This is a genomic window from Dokdonia donghaensis DSW-1, from assembly GCF_001653755.1.
GTDB classification, from domain to species: Bacteria; Bacteroidota; Bacteroidia; order Flavobacteriales; family Flavobacteriaceae; genus Dokdonia; species Dokdonia donghaensis.
In genome coordinates, this window is sequence record NZ_CP015125.1 from 145,526 (window position 1) to 165,719 (window position 20,194).

The 20,194-nt window shown below is 38.3% G+C and carries 19 protein-coding genes and 1 tRNA gene; 7 read left to right on the top strand and 13 right to left on the bottom strand.

Translation table 11 applies throughout. The features are described from left to right. Positions 1 to 105: 105 nt before the first annotated feature. Entirely contained in the window at positions 106 to 816 is a 711-nt protein-coding gene (locus tag I597_RS00670; protein WP_035325553.1) for a DUF547 domain-containing protein, read from the bottom strand. Positions 817 to 1,116: 300 nt separating this feature from the next. Between I597_RS00670 and I597_RS00675 the strand changes: the two genes are divergently transcribed. The 4 genes from I597_RS00675 (at position 1,117) to I597_RS00690 (ending at position 6,818) form a co-directional block, all read left to right on the top strand. Then, positions 1,117 to 2,457 carry an NAD(P)/FAD-dependent oxidoreductase gene (locus I597_RS00675; protein WP_035325555.1) on the top strand — a complete coding sequence of 447 codons (1,341 nt, stop codon included), beginning with the start codon at positions 1,117 to 1,119 and terminating at the stop codon, positions 2,455 to 2,457. Positions 2,458 to 2,478: 21 nt separating this feature from the next. Then, positions 2,479 to 4,110 (top strand): 4Fe-4S binding protein, encoded by a 1,632-nt coding sequence (locus I597_RS00680; RefSeq protein WP_035325557.1) that lies wholly within the window; start codon positions 2,479 to 2,481, stop codon positions 4,108 to 4,110. Positions 4,111 to 4,343: 233 nt separating this feature from the next. Further along, positions 4,344 to 6,173 (top strand): PLP-dependent aminotransferase family protein, encoded by a 1,830-nt coding sequence (locus I597_RS00685; protein WP_035325559.1) that lies wholly within the window; start codon positions 4,344 to 4,346, stop codon positions 6,171 to 6,173. A gap of 168 nt (positions 6,174 to 6,341) precedes the next feature. Continuing rightward, complete coding sequence (locus I597_RS00690) at positions 6,342 to 6,818, top strand: hypothetical protein (RefSeq protein WP_035325561.1); 477 nt, start codon at positions 6,342 to 6,344, stop codon at positions 6,816 to 6,818. 54 nt (positions 6,819 to 6,872) lie between these two features. Here the strand turns inward: I597_RS00690 and accC are convergent, their stop codons facing one another. The 6 genes from accC to pdxA form a co-directional block, all read right to left on the bottom strand. Next, entirely contained in the window at positions 6,873 to 8,222 is a 1,350-nt protein-coding gene (accC, locus tag I597_RS00695) for an acetyl-CoA carboxylase biotin carboxylase subunit (RefSeq protein WP_035325563.1), read from the bottom strand. 106 nt (positions 8,223 to 8,328) lie between these two features. After that, positions 8,329 to 8,817: an acetyl-CoA carboxylase biotin carboxyl carrier protein gene (gene accB, locus I597_RS00700; protein WP_035325565.1), complete on the bottom strand. Its 489-nt coding sequence runs from the start codon at positions 8,815 to 8,817 to the stop codon at positions 8,329 to 8,331. Positions 8,818 to 8,844: 27 nt separating this feature from the next. Next, complete coding sequence (locus I597_RS00705; RefSeq protein ID WP_035325568.1) at positions 8,845 to 9,843, bottom strand: beta-ketoacyl-ACP synthase III; 999 nt, start codon at positions 9,841 to 9,843, stop codon at positions 8,845 to 8,847. Between the two features lie 161 nt (positions 9,844 to 10,004). Further along, positions 10,005 to 10,202 (bottom strand): 50S ribosomal protein L32, encoded by a 198-nt coding sequence (gene rpmF, locus I597_RS00710; protein WP_013750156.1) that lies wholly within the window; start codon positions 10,200 to 10,202, stop codon positions 10,005 to 10,007. 9 nt (positions 10,203 to 10,211) lie between these two features. Beyond that, a complete protein-coding gene (locus tag I597_RS00715; RefSeq protein ID WP_035325570.1) occupies positions 10,212 to 10,760 on the bottom strand; it encodes a YceD family protein in 549 nt (182 codons plus the stop codon). Between the two features lie 116 nt (positions 10,761 to 10,876). Beyond that, a complete protein-coding gene (gene pdxA / locus I597_RS00720) occupies positions 10,877 to 11,959 on the bottom strand; it encodes a 4-hydroxythreonine-4-phosphate dehydrogenase PdxA (protein WP_035325573.1) in 1,083 nt (360 codons plus the stop codon). A gap of 59 nt (positions 11,960 to 12,018) precedes the next feature. On the opposite strand from pdxA, the gene I597_RS00725 reads away from it, so the two are divergent. Beyond that, a complete protein-coding gene (locus tag I597_RS00725) occupies positions 12,019 to 12,606 on the top strand; it encodes a riboflavin synthase (RefSeq protein WP_035325575.1) in 588 nt (195 codons plus the stop codon). On the opposite strand, the gene I597_RS14835 is transcribed toward I597_RS00725, so the two are convergent. The 3 genes from I597_RS14835 to mce all read right to left on the bottom strand — a co-directional run bounded on the left by I597_RS14835 (position 12,590) and on the right by mce (position 13,811). After that, a complete protein-coding gene (locus I597_RS14835) occupies positions 12,590 to 12,814 on the bottom strand; it encodes a hypothetical protein (RefSeq protein WP_152594948.1) in 225 nt (74 codons plus the stop codon). The two genes, I597_RS00725 and I597_RS14835, sit on opposite strands and share 17 nt — an antisense overlap. A 431-nt stretch (positions 12,815 to 13,245) precedes the next feature. Beyond that, positions 13,246 to 13,319, bottom strand: a tRNA-Ile gene (locus I597_RS00730). Positions 13,320 to 13,406: 87 nt separating this feature from the next. Then, positions 13,407 to 13,811, bottom strand: coding sequence for a methylmalonyl-CoA epimerase (mce, locus tag I597_RS00735; RefSeq protein WP_035325576.1), 405 nt, complete (start codon positions 13,809 to 13,811; stop codon positions 13,407 to 13,409). Positions 13,812 to 13,944: 133 nt separating this feature from the next. On the opposite strand from mce, the gene rbfA reads away from it, so the two are divergent. Next, positions 13,945 to 14,337 (top strand): 30S ribosome-binding factor RbfA, encoded by a 393-nt coding sequence (gene rbfA / locus I597_RS00740; protein ID WP_021778132.1) that lies wholly within the window; start codon positions 13,945 to 13,947, stop codon positions 14,335 to 14,337. Next, positions 14,338 to 15,543: an FtsX-like permease family protein gene (locus tag I597_RS00745; RefSeq protein WP_035325578.1), complete on the top strand. Its 1,206-nt coding sequence runs from the start codon at positions 14,338 to 14,340 to the stop codon at positions 15,541 to 15,543. It abuts the gene before it with no gap. On the opposite strand, the gene dusB is transcribed toward I597_RS00745, so the two are convergent. From dusB to I597_RS00760, 3 genes are all read right to left on the bottom strand, one after another. After that, positions 15,540 to 16,532, bottom strand: coding sequence for a tRNA dihydrouridine synthase DusB (gene dusB, locus I597_RS00750; protein ID WP_035328796.1), 993 nt, complete (start codon positions 16,530 to 16,532; stop codon positions 15,540 to 15,542). The two genes, I597_RS00745 and dusB, sit on opposite strands and share 4 nt — an antisense overlap. An 86-nt stretch (positions 16,533 to 16,618) precedes the next feature. After that, positions 16,619 to 17,764 carry an acyltransferase family protein gene (locus I597_RS00755; RefSeq protein WP_152594949.1) on the bottom strand — a complete coding sequence of 382 codons (1,146 nt, stop codon included), beginning with the start codon at positions 17,762 to 17,764 and terminating at the stop codon, positions 16,619 to 16,621. A 7-nt stretch (positions 17,765 to 17,771) separates the two neighbouring features. Beyond that, entirely contained in the window at positions 17,772 to 20,144 is a 2,373-nt protein-coding gene (locus I597_RS00760; RefSeq protein WP_035325581.1) for a TonB-dependent receptor, read from the bottom strand. Between the last annotated feature and the right edge of the window lie 50 nt (positions 20,145 to 20,194).

The window sequence follows — 20,194 nt, forward strand, 5'->3', positions numbered from 1 at the left end:
TTTATGCATTAATGAAAGAACTGAGCCTGGTAGGGGTAACTGCTTTATAAACCCTTTGTATTATGAAAACTTCACATAAAGCAGCGCAGGCTCAGTATATACTCATTATTTTATATCATTAAGTGTCCAGTCATATGGATAGTATGAAAGTTTTGCAGTTTCGTCTATTTTGCTATCTCTGTATTTATTGATAAACTCCAGCACACTCCCACTTCTAGTAAAATCAACGTTATACCACTCAAAGATTTGTGAGATCTGTACCTTTTTGCCTTTTACTCGTATAAACGATGGATTATTGAGTGCTAGTTTAGTTTGTCGCTGTAACTGAGCTTCAAGCTTACTAGGCATATAGGCTTCATTTATAATAGGAGGACAGCCCAACCCTGCACATACAAGTACAAAGTGAAAACGAGCCTCATCTGGAAAAACAGCACGTAGCTTCTCGTTTTCTATATCATTAAGTGTGATTGAGCTACCTCCTACAGCGTGTTTTTGTTTGTCAAAGAAGCCTTTTATACTGAGCGGTTGCTTTACGGGATACTTAGCCAAAATCCCTTTTATTACAGAAAGATTATAAGCATTGATCCAGAAAGCTTGATACGTTTTTGCATCTGTCTTGCTCACTTTTATAGTTTGTGCAACCGCAAGGAGTTTATCTAAAGACTCTGGATTACTTTGTACAGCAGCATAATCTACTCTTCCATTTTTTATATATTCTTTAAAAAAAACATCTGCATCTGTAAAAAATACATCTGTACTCTGTGCACTCATCGAGTTAATAACAAGTAGTGTAAAAAGGAAAGTAACGATTTTCATAATTGCTGTTTTATGTGCACTTGGGTCGGTTAAAAAACAATCGTCTTACACTTTTTCTTAAAATAAATTGATTTTGATTATCAGATAGCTTGCTGTCCTTAATGTATTTATAGCATTAATCTACAATTCATTTAGATATGTTCTAAATAAGCCTAGGTGCTGTTAAGTTTACTATCTTTAGTTCGACACAACCCTAGTAACTTGTGAAGAAAAAAGGTTTTACATACGCTTTCGCGAAAGCGTAATCACATACCACATTACTACAATATCTTTCTAATTTACTTAAAAACACCAACCTCTATGGAAGAACACATCGTCATTATAGGTAACGGGATTTCTGGCGTTACAACCGCCCGTCACATCCGCAAAGCTTCAGACAAAAAGATCACCATCATCTCTGCCGAAACTGATCACTTCTTTTCTCGCACAGCGCTTATGTATATCTATATGGGACATATGAAATATGAGCACACAAAACCGTATGAAGATTACTTCTGGAAGAAAAACCGAATTAATCTTAAACGTGCTTTTGTAGAGACGGTAGATCACGAGAATAAGCAATTACTACTCTCTGGTGGTGAAAAAATGAGCTATGACAAGCTCGTGCTTGCCGTGGGGTCAAAGCCTAATAAATTTGGCTGGCCAGGGCAAGATCTAGATGGTGTGCAAGGGTTATATTCAAAACAAGACTTAGATAAACTTGAAGCAAATGCTCCAGATAACAAAACGTGTAAACGTGCTGTGGTAGTAGGTGGCGGCCTTATAGGTATTGAGATGGTAGAGATGCTGCTCACGCGTGATATACCGGTCACATTTTTAGTGCGAGAAAATAGTTTCTGGAATGGCGTTTTACCACAAGGAGAAAGCGAGATGATTAACAGACACATTACATCTCACCACGTAGATTTACGTTTAGGTTTTAATCTAGATAGTATTCTAGCAGATGATAATGGTAAAGTGCGCGCTGTCACTATAAAAGAAACTGGAGAAGAAATAGCTTGCAATGTAGTAGGACTTACTGCTGGAGTATCGCCTAATGTGGCATTCTTAAAAGATAGTGGTATTGAGCTAGGTCGAGGTATTAAGGTAAACCCTATGCTGGAGACTAATATAAAAGATATTTATGCCATAGGTGATTGTGCAGAGCAACACGAGGGTATAAACGGTCGTAGACCAATTGAGGCAGTATGGTACACCGGGAGAATGATGGGAGAAGCACTCGCCCAGACACTTACTGGAAATCCTACTGCTTATAACCCTGGTCACTGGTTTAACAGTGCAAAATTTATGGATATAGAGTACCAGACGTATGGTTGGGTGTTCTCAAAACCTAAAGACGGTAATACACACTTTCACTGGATGCATAAAGATGATAATAAGTGTATCACTATAGAGATGCAAGAGGGTACTCGCAAGTTTGTGGGTATAAATAACTTTGGTATCAGGCTACGTCACGAGCTATTTGACCGCTGGCTTACTGAGGAACGCACAACAGATTATGTGCTAGAGCATCTTAAAGATGCAAACTTTGATCCTGAGTTTTATAGCCATTATGAGAAAGATATTCTCGATGCTTACAATGCTGCATACGGGACATCGCTCGCGCCAAAAAAGAAAAGCTGGAAAAGAATTTTTGCATAACCAACCTAACGACTTACACTTATGAAAATTATTAAAAACCTAGGCTTGGTGATTTTTATTACTGGGCTTGCCATCTGGACAGCTTCCATCTTTATGGGAGACTTCACCTTACAACAAGAACAACTTGATTCCTTTATTTCTGAAAAAGGGATTAAAAGTGAGCTAGTAGCTCAAAAAATCTCAGATAACGTAGTGGGTAAAAAACTAGGCACATTTGCTTTTACAGGTGCCGTAAGAGATGCCCTTGCTCAAAATAATGACTACTATGACGCACAAATTGCAAAATATGATGCAGCAAAGGAGTGGGATAAAAAAGGAGAACAATATCAGTACAGAATAAATGATAAAGACTTTCAAGCCTTTAGCTTCTCACTAGCCAAAAAAGCCGGGACAGGATTTATAGTAGAAAACAAAGGCCTTATGTGGTTCTTAACCTTTGGGCTAGGCATACTAGGAGCACTTATGTTCATTTTTCCTAATCTCGTGTTGCTAGGTAAACCAGGTATCAAAAATGACCACGTATATCACGAGGCAGCAACCAATAGAGGATGGATTGCCTGGCTGGTGCTAGTGTACCTCGTACTATTTTATCTCGTGCTTTATTTTAATGCAGACTATGTGGTAAACTGGACATTTATACTTGACCCAATAAGTAATGCGCTTAACGGCGGCGATGCGAGCCAGTGGTTTGTATATGGCTTTTTATACTGTGTGATTATGATCACTATGGCGGTGCGTATGTATATAAAATACCGTCACAATAAATACCAGATTGTACGTACTACCTCTGTATTATTCTTTCAGATTGTATTTGCCTTTCTTATTCCTGAGATTATGGCAAGCTTAGGAAAGCCTGGTTATGATTTTAAAAACGCATTCCCGCTAGATTATGATTTCTTCTTTGAGTGGAATTTACAATCTCTTACAGAAAGTGGTGGCCTAGGTATCTTCATCCTCGTTTGGGGTGTTGTGCTTACACTAGTGATTGTGCCAGTGATGGTTTATTTCTTTGGAAAAAGATGGTACTGTAGTTGGGTTTGTGGCTGTGGTGGACTTGCCGAAACTCTTGGTGATCCCTACCGCCAGCATTCTAATAAATCTATGAAAGCCTGGAAACTTGAGCGCTGGCTTATACACTCGGTACTCGTGTTTTCACTAGTGATGACACTCGTCACATTATACTGTTACTTTACGGGTGCAGAAGCTTTTTTAGGAATCAACTCGCAGTGGATAAAAGACACCTATAGCTTCTTGATAGGCGCTTGGTTTGCAGGAGTAATTGGGACTGGTTTCTACCCTATTTTTGGTAACCGAGTATGGTGTCGTTTTGGATGCCCACTAGCAGCTTACTTGGGCTTTGTACAACGTTTTAAATCTCGTTTTAGAATCACCACAAACGGAGGGCAATGTATCTCTTGCGGTAACTGTTCTACCTACTGTGAGCAAGGAATTGATGTACGTGCATATGCTCAAAAGGGAGAAAACATCGTACGTTCTAGTTGTGTAGGTTGTGGTGTATGTAGCGCTGTATGTCCTCGTGGCGTACTTAAGTTAGAAAACGGACCAGAAGCAGGTCGTATCAACCCTACGCAAGTATTATTAGGTAATGATGTAGACCTTATGGACTATGTAAATAACAAAGAGGCAAGCTAGAAGATTTTTTACGCTTTCGCGAAAGCGGAATACTAATTTATATAGCTCTTTGCATAACATATCGCTAAAGCAAAATAAAAAACAACCACCTTAGTCATCTAGGGTGGTTTTTTAATACGCTAAGTAATCGTTAAGACACATAAATCTCCTCTGTTTCTGTATACTTTCTCATAACTTTGCGACACATATAAAGCCTCATAGATAATGAGGTGATACCATAAAAACACAGCGCAATGCTAGCATATATAAAAGAAGTATTACAAGAAATGCCACAAGACTGGTTACGTCTTACCACACATAGATTAGATATTTATGATGAGTCTCAAGCCAAAAGCCAGTTTCTTGATGAGTTTGAAAAACTATATAACAATAATGTTTCAGATCAAAAATCACTGAGCCAGTTACCTACGGCTTATGATTATATTAGACTGGGACACCCACTATCAAGTATTTTAGAATGGGCAATAGCAAAAACATATGCCCTAAAGACAGAAAGCGTTATAAGCTTTCAGTCTAAGACTGTACCTGTGCTTGCTGTGCTTCGTAAGAATTTATTAGAAAATAAGAGTACGCGTATATTGTACCGAGGTGATCTCCCTACCGGCTTTGATGCAACAGCATTGAAAGCTGTATATGGCTATAATTTTGAGCTTTCTAAACTTGATGAAGGAGCAGCCATTACTGCATATAAAGGTAGTACAGTACTAATTTCGGCACAAAGTCGTATTGCTACCCATACCCTAGAAGATGCGGTAGACTTTTATGTAGACACCTATGGAGATTTAGGTAGTATTCTTATCATAAACGGTGAAGAAAATAACACATATGTAGGAGACATACAGCACGTGCGCAGAAGAGAGACCGTAGCAATGACTCCAGAAAACACACTTGTAGCACTAGAGTCTCTCGTAAACACAACCGATTTTACCGCTAAAAAAAGCACCAAAGAGGCAGATAAAGTAAAGGTTTTAAGTACCATAAAAGAAATCACACAAGCAAACTCAAAAGCGCTTGTAGGTTCAAGTGGCCTATCTATACAATATGCCATAATGATGGGGCTCGTGGCAGAAGCGCAAGAGCAACACCCAGACAAAGCAATCAAGTTTGTAGTACCGCCTAACTGTTATGGAGGGACAAATGACCAAGCAAGACGTGTAGCTGCCTGTCTTGATAATGTAGAGGTGGTAGACCTACCGGTAGATGGTGATAATGATATGGTACAAAGTGTAGACCGTGTGCTTACCTTACTCGCAGAGCAAGACGCTATACCCTACATCATTGCAGAGATCCCTACAAATCCAAGGGTAGAGGTCCCAGATCTTGTAAAACTTAAAGAAGTGTTGAGCACTCCTCGTAGAACGCCTAGTGGAGACACAGCAATAGATCCAGTATTTATTCTAGATCAAACGTTTTGCCCTAACGTACACTTTTTAGGTGATGACGATTATCTATCTACTGTGAGAGCAATTTCATACGCCAGCGGATCAAAATTTCCTAGCGGCGGTAAAGTGACTGCTGGCTACTGTGTGGCAAACACAAAAGCAACTCCGCTCATCGCAAATATCGAGAAGCACTTAACCATATGCGATAATGAGGCTACGGCTTTGCAATATGAGCTACTTGCTCAACAACTGCCTTCTATGAACCAGCGCATTGCAGATGCTTATGTAAACACACGTAAGTTTGTAACCTTTATAAGCGAAGTGCTGCCAGATGCAAAAATCAATTTTGTTTCAGAAGAGCTTGCTCAAGAAGGATTTACACCGTCTGTGTTTTCACTAGATCTACCTACTAAAGGCGATACTCCAGCCCAGCGTGAGACCTATAAAAGAGCGCTCAACCATAAACTTATAAACTTAATGATTACCGAAATCCCTGAGGAGAGTAAGTACTGTGTGAGTTATGGGCAACTTAAGGGTGTGTACTGGACTATACCGGCAACCTCTACCCAAGGCACAACAAAGGAGGGTGATAAAGATTACATCGCTCGTGTGTCACTCTCACCAAATATGGATTTAGAACGTCACAAAGAGATTTTTAGAGAATTTGTAAGTGATATGTAACCATAATTTGTTGCAAAGTTTAGAGACGCTTGTAAAATCTATTGTAGATTTTACAAGCGTTTTTAAGTTATGAGCATTGCGGTTATCGGTCTTAGTACGCTTTCGCGAAAGCGTCATACTACATTTAAAATTTATGTAGAAACATTATCTTGTAATTAAAATAATGTAATGACCACTTCTCAACATCTTGCAAAGCACCTCAAAGAGTTCATATCTGGACCTAACACGACGGGTTCTCATCTTAAAGAACATCTAGATGACATAACACTAGAAGAAGCAAATCAAGCTGTTTACGGCCTTAATACCATTGCAAAGCTTGTGTACCACATAAATTACTATATAGAAGCTGTAAGCGGCGTACTAGACGGTGAGCCACTTACTGCAAAAGATATATACAGCTATGATGCACCTATATTAAAGAGTCAAGAGGCTTGGAAGCTAAGACTCTATACATTGTATACAAATCTAGATAGATGTGCATCTCAAGCATCTAGGCTTACAGACCAAGAGCTAAAGAGTAATTTTGTATTAGAAAAGTACGGTACTTATGAGCGTAATCTAATGGGACTGCTAGAGCACTCGCATTATCATTTTGGGCAAATTGTAGTTCTCAAGAAAATAATTAGACAACAGCCTGTACAGTAAGATTTACCTTAAAATAAAAAACTCCCGATATTGCTATCGGGAGTTTTTAGTTTTTTAGTCTTCTAGAGGCTTCATCTCGAAGTCTTCCATAAACTTAGTGGTGTAGTCACCAGCTATATAGTCTGGGTGATCCATAAGTTGCCTGTGGAAAGGTATCGTTGTATTAATACCTTCTATTACAAACTCATCAAGAGCACGTTTCATCTTGTTAATCGCCTCTTCTCTAGTCTGTGCTGTCGTAATTAACTTAGCAATCATAGAGTCATAGTTAGGCGGTATCATATACCCACTGTATACGTGTGTATCTATACGTACTCCGTGACCTCCTGGTGCGTGTAAATTTGTAATACGCCCTGGTGATGGTCTAAAATCGTTAAAAGGATCCTCAGCATTGATACGACACTCTATAGAGTGTAGTTGTGGGTAGTAGTTTTTACCAGATACTGGTACGCCTGCTGCCACAAGTATTTGCTCGCGTATAAGGTCATAGTCTACTACCTGCTCTGTAATAGGGTGCTCTACTTGTATACGTGTATTCATCTCCATAAAGTAGAAGTTGCGGTGCTTGTCTACAAGAAACTCAACCGTTCCTGCTCCTTCATATTTGATAAACTCTGCTGCTTTTACTGCGGCATCTCCCATACGCTCACGTAACTCATCTGTCATAAATGGCGATGGTGTCTCTTCGGTAAGTTTTTGGTGACGTCTTTGTACAGAACAATCTCTTTCAGACAGGTGACAGGCTTTACCTGTGCTATCTCCTACAATTTGGATCTCGATATGGCGTGGCTCTTCTATGAGCTTTTCCATATACATACCGTCGTTTCCAAAGGCTGCAGCACTTTCTTGACGTGCACCTTCCCAAGCTTTAAGTAGGTCTTCTTCTTTCCATACGGCACGCATACCTTTACCTCCACCACCAGCGGTAGCTTTAAGCATTACTGGGTAACCCGTCTCTATGGCAAGTTTTTGACACTCTTCAAAATCTTTTATGATACCGTCAGATCCTGGTACACAAGGTACGCCTGCGGCTTTCATAGTTTCTTTTGCAGTAGCTTTATCTCCCATTTTTGAAATCATCTCTGCAGATGCTCCAATAAATTTTATGTCGTGCTCCTCACATATTTTTGAAAACTTTGCGTTTTCAGAAAGGAATCCATATCCCGGGTGTATGGCGTCTGCATTTGTAATCTCTGCTGCTGCAATAACGTTAGACATCTTAAGGTAAGACTCGTTACTTGCTGCTGGGCCTATACATACTGCCTCGTCTGCAAATTTTACGTGAAGACTCTCACGGTCTGCTGTAGAGTATACAGCTACCGTTTTAATCCCCATCTCTTTACACGTACGTATTACCCTAAGGGCAATCTCACCACGGTTTGCTATAAGTATCTTCTTAAACATACTGTTTATTTTTTATTGTGATTACTGCGTGTTGTTGTTTAGATCTCGCTTTCGCGAAAGCGTAAAAAACCACAGTCTCCTCAATGATTAAAATACCCGCAAGGGATTATGATGGATCTACCAAGAATAATGGCTGATCAAATTCTACTGGAGAAGAATCGTCTACTAGTACTTTTACAATCGTACCTGATACTTCACTTTCGATCTCGTTAAAAAGTTTCATCGCTTCTATAACACAAAGCACATCACCTTCACCTATAGTTTTTCCTACTTCTACAAACATAGGCTTGTCTGGAGACGGTTTTCTATAGAAGGTTCCGATTATAGGAGACTTAATAGTTATATATTTTGAATTATCTTCTGCTGGGGCCGCTGGTGCTGCAGGTGCTGCTACCTCTGCAACTGGTGCTGGAGCCGCTGGTGCTGCTGGAGCCATTTGCATTGCTGGCATTTGCTGTAAGAAAGTAGTTGGTGCTTTCTCATCGTCTGCGCCAGTTCTGATAGTGATTTTTACATCATCCATCTCAAGTTTTACTTCGCTAGCGCCTGACTTTGCAACAAATTTAATCAGATTTTGAATTTCTTTTAAATCCATAAGTGTTTGAATTTAGTCTGTTTAGGTTTAATTAGAGTTATATGCCCATTTGAGGTAGATCGAACCCCAAGTGAATCCACCACCAAAAGCGGCAAATATGATATTATCTCCTTTTTTTAGTTTATTCTCATAGTCGCTCATCAACAGTGGTAAAGTGGCTGATGTGGTGTTACCATATTTATGGATATTAATGAGTACTTTATCCTCATCTAGCTCCATCCTTTTGGCAGTAGCGTCTATAATACGTTTGTTAGCTTGATGTGCGATTAAAAAATTAACGTCATCACCACTAAGGTTATTACGCTTCATAATTTTATCACTTACATCTGCCATATTTGAAACAGCAAATTTAAATACGGTTTTTCCATCTTGAAAAACTGTGTGCTGTTTGTTATCTAAAGTTTCTTGTGAAGTGGGTAGTATACTCCCTCCTGCATCTATCTTGAGGTACTCACGCCCTACACCATCAGATCTAAGGTACTCATCTTGTAGTCCCATCCCTTCTTCATTAGGCTCAAATAGTACTGCACCACCACCATCTCCAAAGATGATACACGTGGCTCTATCTGTATAGTCTATAATAGATGACATTTTATCTGCGCCTATAAGCAGTACTTTTTTATACCTACCAGACTCAATATAACTAGCTGCTGTAGACATCCCGTAAAGGAAGCTAGAGCAAGCAGCTGTGAGATCAAATGCAAATGCATTAGTCGCACCTATTTGAGAGGCTGTATATACTGCGGTTGAGGCTACTGGCATATCTGGTGTAGCAGTTGCTACGATTACCATATCTAACTCTTTGGGATCGAGTTGCTTTTTTTCAAGAAGATCTTGTGCTGCTTTGATGGCAAGAAACGAGGTTCCTTTGCCTTCTTCTTTAAGAATTCTACGTTCTTTAATACCTGTGCGAGTGGTAATCCACTCATCATTGGTATCAACCATAGTTGCTAAAACATCGTTAGTCAACACATAGTCTGGAACATAAGCTCCTACAGCTGTAATTGCCGCTGAGATTTTACTCATTTGTTTCAGTTAGATTTTTCGTTTTTATTCAGTTAAGAACAAAACGATGAGAAAAATACTAAAAATTGATCAAAAATGGCCTACAATTAACTTTTTTTGACAATCCTACGCATAAAAAAAACTCTCACAATGTGAGAGTTCTATGTCTAGAAAATAGAAGCTTATGCCTCTACTTCTTCAGTCTTATCAATAACTACCTGACCTCTATAGTATAACTTACCTTCAAACCAGTGTGCTCTGTGGTAAAGGTGCGCTTCTCCTGTTGTAGGGTCTACAGCTATTTGAGGTATAGCAGCTTTGTAATGCGTTCTTCTTTTATCTCTTCTTGTTTTTGAGATTTTTCTTTTAGGATGTGCCATTACGTACTCTTATTTATCTGTTAATAGTTTTTTTAACGAATCCCATCTAGGATCTGTCTCTTCTTTCTCTTCTTTCTCTTCTTTTGCTCTTTGGTCTGGAATACTTAATTCTTCCAGCTTTTCTAAAATATCTGACTTTAATGTTCCATCTGCTATACCAGGGTGAACCCTTTTATTAGGCATAGACAGCACAATAAGTTCATAAATATACTGAGCGACATTTACTTCATACTCTCCAAATGGGAGTATAAGAACATCTTCAATATCATCATTAAACTCTTGACCAAACTTAACTACAAGCTCATAGCTCCCACTTATAGGTTGATCATAAGGCTCATTTGTCACATCACAATTTACATTGATTGTTCCTGAGATATTAAAATCAAACTCCATAAAGGTAGACTTCTTTGTTAAGAGAAGTGTAGCCTCAACGCTTGCGTCGTTAAAGTCATCATAGTTAAAAAGATCAAAGAACGATTTTGTAATCGTGTACTCAAACGTATGCTCTCCTTCTTTTAAACCTACGTACTGTATAGTGTATAGTTTTAATTCTTTCATCACATCATCCGTTTGGAGCGTGCAAAGATACATAATTTTTTAAATCACAATAGCTAAGAATTAAAAAAATTAATCTAACAGCTATATGATTAATGCATTGCACAACTATATTACACTTACTTTCTTGCTGGGCCTCTACCTGCACGCTCTCTTCCTGCGCGTTTTGGCGACACCTTGAGTATATCTTTTGTTATCTCTTGGTATTCTTTTCTTTTATTATAAATATTGATAGCCGCATACACAGCTTCTCTAAAAGAACCAGGATCTGCTTCACCCTTACCAGCTATCTCATAAGCCGTACCGTGATCTGGAGATGTTCTCACCTTATCTAGCCCAGCTGTATAATTAACACCTTTACCAAATGATAAGGTTTTAAATGGTATCAAACCTTGATCGTGATATGCAGCAAGAATAGCATCAAAATTTTTATAATTACCAGAACCAAAAAAACTATCTGCCGCATAAGGACCATACACAAGCTGTCCTGTAGCTCTCATTTTTTCTAGGGTAGGGATAAGCACTTTATCATCATCATCACCTATCACACCATTATCTCCCACGTGAGGGTTAATGCCTAGCAATGCTATTTTAGGCCTATCTACCCCAAAATCTTGTTGCAGGCATTTATATAGTGTATTTACTTTCTTTTTTATTACATCTGGTGTGATATTACTTGCCACATCTTTTACAGCGACGTGATCTGTAAGAAGCCCCACTTTTAATGTATCTGTCACCATAAGCATCATAGCATCACCTGTAAGCTCCTGAGCAAGATAATCTGTATGACCAGGAAAGGCAAAATCTTCTTTCTGGATATTTGCTTTGTTTATAGGTGCCGTTACTAGCACATCTATATCACCATCTTTAAGCGCCTTTGTTGCTGCTGTAAATGACTTGAGTGCATAATCACCCGCAATACCTGTAGCCTCTCCCCACGATATACTTACAGGCTCTTTCCACAGGTTAAAGACATTAATCTTATTATCTAACGCTTTCGCGAAAGCGTCTATCCCATAAAACTCTGCTTGAAGCCCCAGTTCTTTCTTTATATATGAAAGCGTCTTTGCCGAAGCAAAAATTACAGGCGTACAAAAATCTAACATCATTGCCTCAGAAAACGTCTTGATCACAATCTCTGCGCCTATACCATTTAAATCTCCTATAGAAATCCCTACACGTACTTTTTGCTGTTTATTCATTTGATGCCTTTCGGGTTTTGTATTTTTGTAACACAAAAGTAACCAAATAAAAACCATTTATGTTTACAGGTATTATTGAAGATCTCGCCTCTATTGTATCAATCACTAAGGATCAAGAAAATATACACTACAGAGTAAAAAGTGCGATCACAAATGAGCTCAAAATAGATCAAAGTGTAGCACACAACGGCGTATGCCTTACAGTTGTAAGTATAGATGGAGACACTTATACGGTTACAGCCATACAAGAAACGCTAGATAAAACTAACCTCAACGATCTCGCTGTAAACGATATTGTAAACCTAGAACGCGCGATGAAACTAGGCGCAAGACTAGACGGCCACATTGTACAAGGTCACGTAGACCAGGTAGGAACTTGCACAGCTATAAGTGAAGAAGATGGAAGCTGGAGATTCACCTTTGACTACGACACCTCACTAGGAAATGTTACCATAGAAAAAGGCTCTATTACTGTAAATGGCACTAGCCTCACTGTTGTAGACTCAAAAGAAGGAGCTTTTAGCGTAGCTATAATTCCTTACACTTATGAACACACAGGCTTTAAAAACTTTAAAGTAGGTACTCGTGTAAACCTTGAGTTTGATGTTATAGGCAAGTATGTAAAAAGACTTACTGAGGGCTACTAGCCTTTTTCATTTTAATTTTATACATATAATACGCACCTAGTAGTAGACCTCCTATAAGTAATAACGGGAGGTGATCATCTATGGGCGCAATAAGCCCAGGTAGAGGGGTTCTACCTGGCGGAGGCGGTGCTTCTTTACCAGCAAACGCACTTATCCCCATTAATAAAAGGGGGGCTGTTGTAATGAAATTTCTGAGTTTGGGGCTCATAGTAATTCAAGATAAAATATTTTAAACTAGGCCAATAAGAACTAATTTAAAGAGGGTTAAGTAGGTTAATGTTGTGTATTACATCGGCAATAATACGTATTTTATCGATAAAATGAGCAATTACGTTAAAAAAAGTATAAATATTTAGGGTTTTTTACCTCCTACAATAGCAAGAGCAATATAAATTTTGGTTAAAAAATTTTATAAAACACTGTAAATCAGCTAAATAAATTACAACATCTCAAATACTTAAGACAGATAATACATTTTAAGATATTTGAATAAAAAATGAGGATTTGTGCTTTTCGTCGGGTATACACATACTTTAATCTAGATAAAGTACCAAAAAATACGTTTTACAGAGATTAGAACATCTCTCATTATAAAGCATAAAAAAACCTCGCAAACTGATGTTTGCGAGGTTTACTAAGTGGTCCCACTTGGGCTCGAACCAAGGACCCTCTGATTATGAGTCAGATGCTCTAACCAACTGAGCTATGGGACCGTTGTTTTCTATGTTTTCTAATCTAATAGAAGTTGAAAACGGGTGCAAATTTATAATAAATCTTTACCCTAACAAAGCTTTTCTTTGCTAATTATTGATTTCTTGACATAACTCAATAAGAACACCACCTGCTGTTTTGGGATGTATAAACGCAACTAGCTTATTATCTGCACCTTTCTTAGGTTTTTCATTAAGAATAATAAACCCTTCTTTTTTTAATCTTTCCATCTCCTCTACAATATTTTCTACCGCAAAGGCTATGTGATGTATCCCTTCTCCCTTTTTTTCTATAAACTTAGCGATTGCACTATCATCGTTTGTCGCCTCTAGAAGCTCTATTTTATTAGGACCTGTTTTAAAGAAAGATGTACGCACCCCTTCAGAGGCAACTTCCTCAATCTTATAATGTGGTACGCCCAGTAGTTTTTCATAAAGCGAGTTGCCCGCCTCAAGATTTTTAACAGCTATACCTATGTGTTCTATCTTATTCATATCTTATTTTCTGAACTATTAATGTTTGAATTACGCTTTCGCGAAAGCGTAAAAACCATAATACAACGTTAAATACCGCATATCAAGGCTTGACAAAAGTAATACATATCAAAAAAACGTATTTTTGCAGTCTATGGAATCAAACAGACAGAAAAAAGTAGCAGGTGTTCTTCAAAAAGATCTTGCAGAAGTGCTTCAAAACGCACTTAGAGACAGCGGTCAAGGAGGCATTATTGTGTCTGTAACTAAGGTTAAGGTACCTACAGACTTATCTATTGCAAAAGTATACCTGAGCATCTTCCCTAATGATAAGGCTACTGAGATACTCAAAGAGGTTAATCAAGTAAAACCTATCATACGTCATAACATATCACAGCGCACACGTCACCAACTGCGACGTATGCCAGAACTTCAATTCTATATAGATGACACGCTAGAGTACCTAGATGGTATAGAGCGCTCTCTTAAAGGTGGTGACAACCCACTAGAAGATCCAAGTTTACTAGCTCGTAGAAAGAAAATATAAATGCAGTTTGCTCGCTATATAGCGCAACGTTACCTTGTATCAAAAAGTGGTACAAATGCTGTAAACATAATTACCTACATATCTATAGGGAGTATCATTTTAGGCACGATGGTTCTTTTTATAGTGCTCTCTGCTTTTTCTGGGCTTAAGGAATTTAATCTCTCTATTACGTCTATTATAGACCCAGACATTAAAGTACTACCCGCTACTGGTAAAACAATCACCCTCACTCCTACTCAAGAAAAGGAGCTCGCCTCATTTACAGAGATACAAGCATACTCAAAAGTAATAGAAGAACGTGCATACCTCGAGCACGAGGGTAAAACCTCACTGGGCTTTATAAAAGGAGTAGATGAAAATTACCTCAACGTTACTCAAATAGATAGTACCATCTTTGCCGGAAACTGGCCTACTCTAGGTGAGCCAGCAGTGGCTATGGGTTATCTTGTAAGAAGAAGACTCTCTATTAACCTCACAGACTATAGCAGCCTACTCTCTGTAATGACACCAAAACCTGGTACGGGACAAATCACAGACCCTACACAAGCTTTTAACTCATCAAAGGCAGTGGTGAGTGGAGTTTTTCAAGCCGGCGAGACACTTGACAATGATCATATTTTTGCAAATATTGACTTTGTAGGTGCACTATTGGGTTACCCAGAAGATAAGATAAGTACACTTGAGATTAAATTATCTCCAGAAGCAGACGAAGACCGCTTACGCGAAAAAATAAGCTCGCTACTCAATAACAACGTGATCATAAAAAACAGAATAGAGCTTAATGACGCCCTCTACAAGATGCTCAATACTGAAAACCTCGCACTCTATTTTATATGCACGCTCGTACTTATAATAGCTCTTTTTAGCTTTATAGGGAGTCTTATTATGATTATAGTAGATAAGCGCAAGCATATTAAAACACTAAGCGATCTAGGCGCATCTCTAGCATCTATACGTATGATTATATTTACTCAAGGCGCACTGATGATTCTTCTAGGTGGCGCTGTAGGGATTATACTAGGTGCAATTCTTATTGTAATACAGCAGCAGTTTGGCTTTATACCAATTACAGAGAGTTTACCCTACCCAGTAAAATTTGAGCTAGTAAATATCGTAATCGTATATGCAACAATAGTGATACTAGGCTTTTTAAGCGCTAGACTTGCAGCCTCAAGGATAAATAAGAAATTTATAAGCTCAGACTAGACAAACTCGTAACCTGCAAATTTCTCTTCAATAAGATTTAATGCAGCAAAGACATCTTCACTTTTATCTGAAGTTACTAGCTTCATACGGTATTCCTTAAAATGTGGAATCCCTCTAAAGTAGTTTGTATAATGCCTTCTTGTTTCAAACACGCCAAGTATCTCTCCTTTCCAGGCTATAGACATCTCTAGGTGACGTCGTGCAGCTTCTACGCGCTCTACTAAGGTAGGTGGCTTTTTATGCTCTCCTGTTTTCATAAAGTGCTTTACTTCGTTAAAAAACCACGGGTAGCCTATACTTGCACGACCTATCATCGCTCCATCAAGGCCATACTCATCACGCATCTCCACAGCACGCTCTGGAGAGTTTACATCTCCGTTGCCAAACACTGGGATGTGCATTCTTTGATTATTCTTTACAGCAGCAATTGGTTTCCAGTCTGCATCACCTTTATACATTTGTGCACGTGTACGACCGTGTATAGATATTGCAGCACAACCTACATCTTGTAAACGCTCTGCAACCTCAACAATCTTAATACTGTCGTGATCCCAACCTAAGCGGGTTTTTACAGTAACAGGAAGCTTAGTATGCTCTACCATAGACTTGGTTAACTTAACCATAAGGTCTATATCTTTTAAGATACCGGCACCAGCTCCTTTTGACACTACTTTTTTAACTGGACAACCAAAGTTAATATCAATAATATCTGGCCCACTCGCCTCTACGATCTCCACACTGCGCAACATAGACTCCTCTACTGCTCCAAAAATCTGAATACCTACAGGACGTTCTTTTTCATAAATATCCAGTTTCATCACACTCTTTGCAGCGTCACGTATCAACCCTTCACTAGATATAAACTCTGTATATACAACATCTGCCCCCTGTTCTTTACATAACGCTCTAAATGGTGGATCACTTACATCCTCCATAGGTGCTAGTAATAGCGGAAAATCACCTACATCTATATCTCCTATTTTTGCCATACTTAATTTCCTTGCCTTATTCCCTTGATACGTATCACGCACAAAAGAACTCAAATAATTTAATCTGGCACAAAGGTAACTTCTTTTTAGTGTTTATACCTACTCGTTATAAAATGCTTGTCGCGTAGGTCTGTCATAGGTTTTTCATAAAGACCATACCACAACCCTGCTATTAGAAATAAGAGTATAAAGTATATCGCTGCATAACCCACTCTCTCATTAAAACTTAACAACTCTATAGGCCAAACCCATCGCATACCTTGCAACAATAACCCATAATGCAAGAGGTAAACCGCATATGAGGTTATACTTACATAACGTATGGGCACAGCTATAAATCGAGGCGCTTGACGCCAAGAAGAAAGAACTGGCAAGGTAAGAGCGATGGCAATCGATGTAAGAGGCAAATAAATCACATCCCAAATAAATGATGCAGTCACGGGATCTAAACTGTATTTTCCTAAAATAAACTGAAACCCAAAAAACAATATTACCCCTAAAGCAAATAATAACTGTTTGTGCTTAAGCCAGTGTTTGGGGTATTTATGAGATAGATATGCTGCTAGTACACCATAATAAATTGCATCTATTCTATAGATGACTACTGCCTTTAGATTTATGTTCCACTGTTGTGCATTGAGTGTTGGTGTGGTAAAATGGTAGAATAATTTAGTTATAAGAAACACGATTATGACTGCTACTGTGCTGCGCAGGAATAAGGTTTCTTTTTTTGCTTTCGCGAAAGCGTAAACCACAACATATAATAACAATGGCCCTATAATATATGCCACCTCCTCTACTGGCAAGCTCCACGACTCTGTAAAAAACACCTCCATCCCCGAAGAGAAATTCTGAAGGAAAAGAAAGTAGTATGGTATATTTTCTGGAAGCTGTCTACCTATCGCAATAACTAGCAAAATATTGAGAACTAAAGCGAGATAATAACTAGGCAACGTACGGAACCACCTGCGTATTAAAAAATACTTAACATCGCTCATCCCAAAATCTTCTTTTACAAATAGCCTAAGCAATATAGCCCCTATTAAATAGCCGCTCAGCACAAAAAAAATCTCTACGCCCATCACTCCCCCTAATTGTAGTAGCGGGATGACACCTCCATATTGCTCGGGAAAAATATATAAAATGTGAGATCCTAAAACGGCAAGAATCGCGATTGCTCGCATTAAGTCAAGCCCAAAAACACGCTGCTTAGATGAAGGGCTGCTACTCAAAAGACAATTATTCTTTAAGTCGTTCTAACTCATCAATCTCAAGAGCTCTATTATTATCTTGTAATTTAAAATTACCAAACTTATAGGTAAAACCTACTTGCAAGTTTTGTGTCTCTGGAACAGCGAAATAAGCATTGTCTTGGTTAAGATATTGAGAGGTAAGTAAAGCATTTGCCTCGCCTAGTATGTCATTTACAGTTACTTTAAGTATAGCTCTGTTTTTCCAAAACTTCTTTTGTACACCGGCATTTAATGTAATCACACGGTCTTGGACATAACTTGCAGCTAGGAATTTAGAAATATACTCTGCACTCACCTCTGCTGTCCAGCTTCTGTCTTTACTAAGGGTGAGGTAATTACCAATGTATGCATACAATCCGTCTACCTTGTTATCTTGAGCAACATTGCCACTCTCTTGCGCAAGGAAGGTTACCTCCTCGTGGAAGGCACTTAAGTATGTGTATAAATAATACCAGTTTGAAACACTTCTACCGTGTGTGAAGTCGAGACCCCAAGATTTACTATCTAAAGCATTTTGATTTGAGGTGCGCAATACTTGTCCTTCATTATTTTGAAAAGGAAGTCTTAATATCTCATTCCCATTATCACGATAATAGAGATCAAAAGAGTAAGCGCTTTTTAAGGTATAATTAAAATTAAATCGATGACTAAAAGCTGGAGTTAACTGCGCATTACCTTGAGCAAAATTATTTTCATTTAAGAAATAGGCAAATGGATTTAAATCTTGATACCTAGGCCTATCTACTCTTCTTGAGTAGTCTAGGCTAAAACTATGATTCTCAACAGGAGCATACTGTACATATGCCGTTGGAAAAAATTCTAGATAGTCCAAATTATTAATCTCATTGAGCGCCAGCGAGGTTCCTTTTGAGTTAGTTTGCTCTGCACGCAATCCAGCTTTTACACTCCATTTATCCCAATCTTTTGCCACAGAAACATAACCCGCAACAATATCTTCATCATAAAGAAAATCATCATCTTGTGCTTCTTGCAAGCCTGACACACCACTATCTACAATAGTTGGAAATTTAATCACAGATCTAGAATCTATAATAGAAGTTCTTGCACCCAGCTCTAAAGCAACAGTACCTAAGGTCGTTGCATAGTCTATTTGCCCTGTATAAATCTCAATGTCTTGAAAAGAGTCACTCGTAAAACGCACATTTCTAAACTGCTCCCCAGTAGCATCTATATATCGAGAATTTAAAGATTGATCACGCTTTCGCGAAAAATTAGTATGATGCACATTCATACTCAACAATCCATTTTTGAGCGTCTTGGTATACTTTGCATCTAGCGCAATATTAGTGCGCTCTCCATTTAACCCGCTAGAGGTTCTAATCGTGTACGGGTCTTCTATAGATGAAGTAACATCTGTTATAGATCTTGAGTAATCATAAATACCTGGTGAATATAAACCCACAGCCGAAAAACTTAACTGCGAACTCTCATTAAGATTATAATCTATAATAAGATTTGCGTTATGAGCATTTGACCAGTTTTTACGTTCAAAATCTTGAAGCCAGTTTATACGTTCATCTGTAGTTCTATAGTTTATAAAATTGTCACTCATAAATGAGGACTTCTGCGGGTTGAAACTATAATTAAAAAACAGATTCAATTTTTCATTTTTATAGTACTGTGACGTCCCAAAAGAATGTTTTGGAAAAATGCCGTAAGTTCCTCTAGCAAAAACAGTTCCTTTATAGCCTAGAGACACCACCTTTGAAGTAACAATATTAAGTACAGGACCTCCCTCTGCCTCATATCTAGCTGGTGGATTTGCAATCACCTCTACAGATTGTATAGCATCACCAGAGAGGCTACTTAATAAATCTTGAATTTCTTCTGTGCTTAACTGCACTCTCTTATCATTGAGATACACAGTAACTCCTTCATTTCTAATTGTAATCTCCTCTTGATTTACAACTACCCCCGGAGTTCTTTTTAAAATATCCATCGTATTACCCGATGATAGTATGGTATTTTCTACATTAAAAACAAGTCTATCTGCTTTGCGTACAACAGTTGGTTTTTTTGAAGTAAGCACAACTTCATCTAGACTTTCTTGACTTGCGTTAAGCACTATGGGTCTTAAAGTTGTGTCTTTATCTAGTAGAATACTTTCAATTTTTTGGTCTTCAAAACCTACAAAACTAACTGTAAGGTGGTATGTGCCTGTTTTGAGATTTTCTAGACTAAAGGAACCGTCCTCTTCTGTAATAGTACCTTTTACCAGCTTTTGCTCGTCGTCAAGTAATACAACGTTTGCAAAGGCAATGGGGCTGTTTTGAGAAGTGTTTACAATTCCTTGTATACGTATGTTTTGGGCGATGATTGATGAGATGCTAAAAAACATCAACAGTATAATAACAGGTCGGATAATGCTAATTTTTAGAACTTTAAAAG

Excerpts from the sequence above, each read along its gene's own strand:
- I597_RS00670 (WP_035325553.1), bottom strand. The coding sequence starts at position 816 with ATGAAAATCGTTACTTTCCTTTTTACACTACTTGTTATTAACTCGATG.
- I597_RS00675 (WP_035325555.1), top strand. The coding sequence starts at position 1,117 with ATGGAAGAACACATCGTCATTATAGGTAACGGGATTTCTGGCGTTACA.
- I597_RS00680 (WP_035325557.1), top strand. The coding sequence starts at position 2,479 with ATGAAAATTATTAAAAACCTAGGCTTGGTGATTTTTATTACTGGGCTT.
- I597_RS00685 (WP_035325559.1), top strand. The coding sequence starts at position 4,344 with ATGCTAGCATATATAAAAGAAGTATTACAAGAAATGCCACAAGACTGG.
- I597_RS00690 (WP_035325561.1), top strand. The coding sequence starts at position 6,342 with ATGACCACTTCTCAACATCTTGCAAAGCACCTCAAAGAGTTCATATCT.
- accC (WP_035325563.1), bottom strand. The coding sequence starts at position 8,222 with ATGTTTAAGAAGATACTTATAGCAAACCGTGGTGAGATTGCCCTTAGG.
- accB (WP_035325565.1), bottom strand. The coding sequence starts at position 8,817 with ATGGATTTAAAAGAAATTCAAAATCTGATTAAATTTGTTGCAAAGTCA.
- I597_RS00705 (WP_035325568.1), bottom strand. The coding sequence starts at position 9,843 with ATGAGTAAAATCTCAGCGGCAATTACAGCTGTAGGAGCTTATGTTCCA.
- rpmF (WP_013750156.1), bottom strand. The coding sequence starts at position 10,202 with ATGGCACATCCTAAAAGAAAAATCTCAAAAACAAGAAGAGATAAAAGA.
- I597_RS00715 (WP_035325570.1), bottom strand. The coding sequence starts at position 10,760 with ATGAAAGAATTAAAACTATACACTATACAGTACGTAGGTTTAAAAGAA.
- pdxA (WP_035325573.1), bottom strand. The coding sequence starts at position 11,959 with ATGAATAAACAGCAAAAAGTACGTGTAGGGATTTCTATAGGAGATTTA.
- I597_RS00725 (WP_035325575.1), top strand. The coding sequence starts at position 12,019 with ATGTTTACAGGTATTATTGAAGATCTCGCCTCTATTGTATCAATCACT.
- I597_RS14835 (WP_152594948.1), bottom strand. The coding sequence starts at position 12,814 with ATGAGCCCCAAACTCAGAAATTTCATTACAACAGCCCCCCTTTTATTA.
- mce (WP_035325576.1), bottom strand. The coding sequence starts at position 13,811 with ATGAATAAGATAGAACACATAGGTATAGCTGTTAAAAATCTTGAGGCG.
- rbfA (WP_021778132.1), top strand. The coding sequence starts at position 13,945 with ATGGAATCAAACAGACAGAAAAAAGTAGCAGGTGTTCTTCAAAAAGAT.
- I597_RS00745 (WP_035325578.1), top strand. The coding sequence starts at position 14,338 with ATGCAGTTTGCTCGCTATATAGCGCAACGTTACCTTGTATCAAAAAGT.
- dusB (WP_035328796.1), bottom strand. The coding sequence starts at position 16,532 with ATGGCAAAAATAGGAGATATAGATGTAGGTGATTTTCCGCTATTACTA.
- I597_RS00760 (WP_035325581.1), bottom strand. The coding sequence starts at position 20,144 with ATGTTTTTTAGCATCTCATCAATCATCGCCCAAAACATACGTATACAA.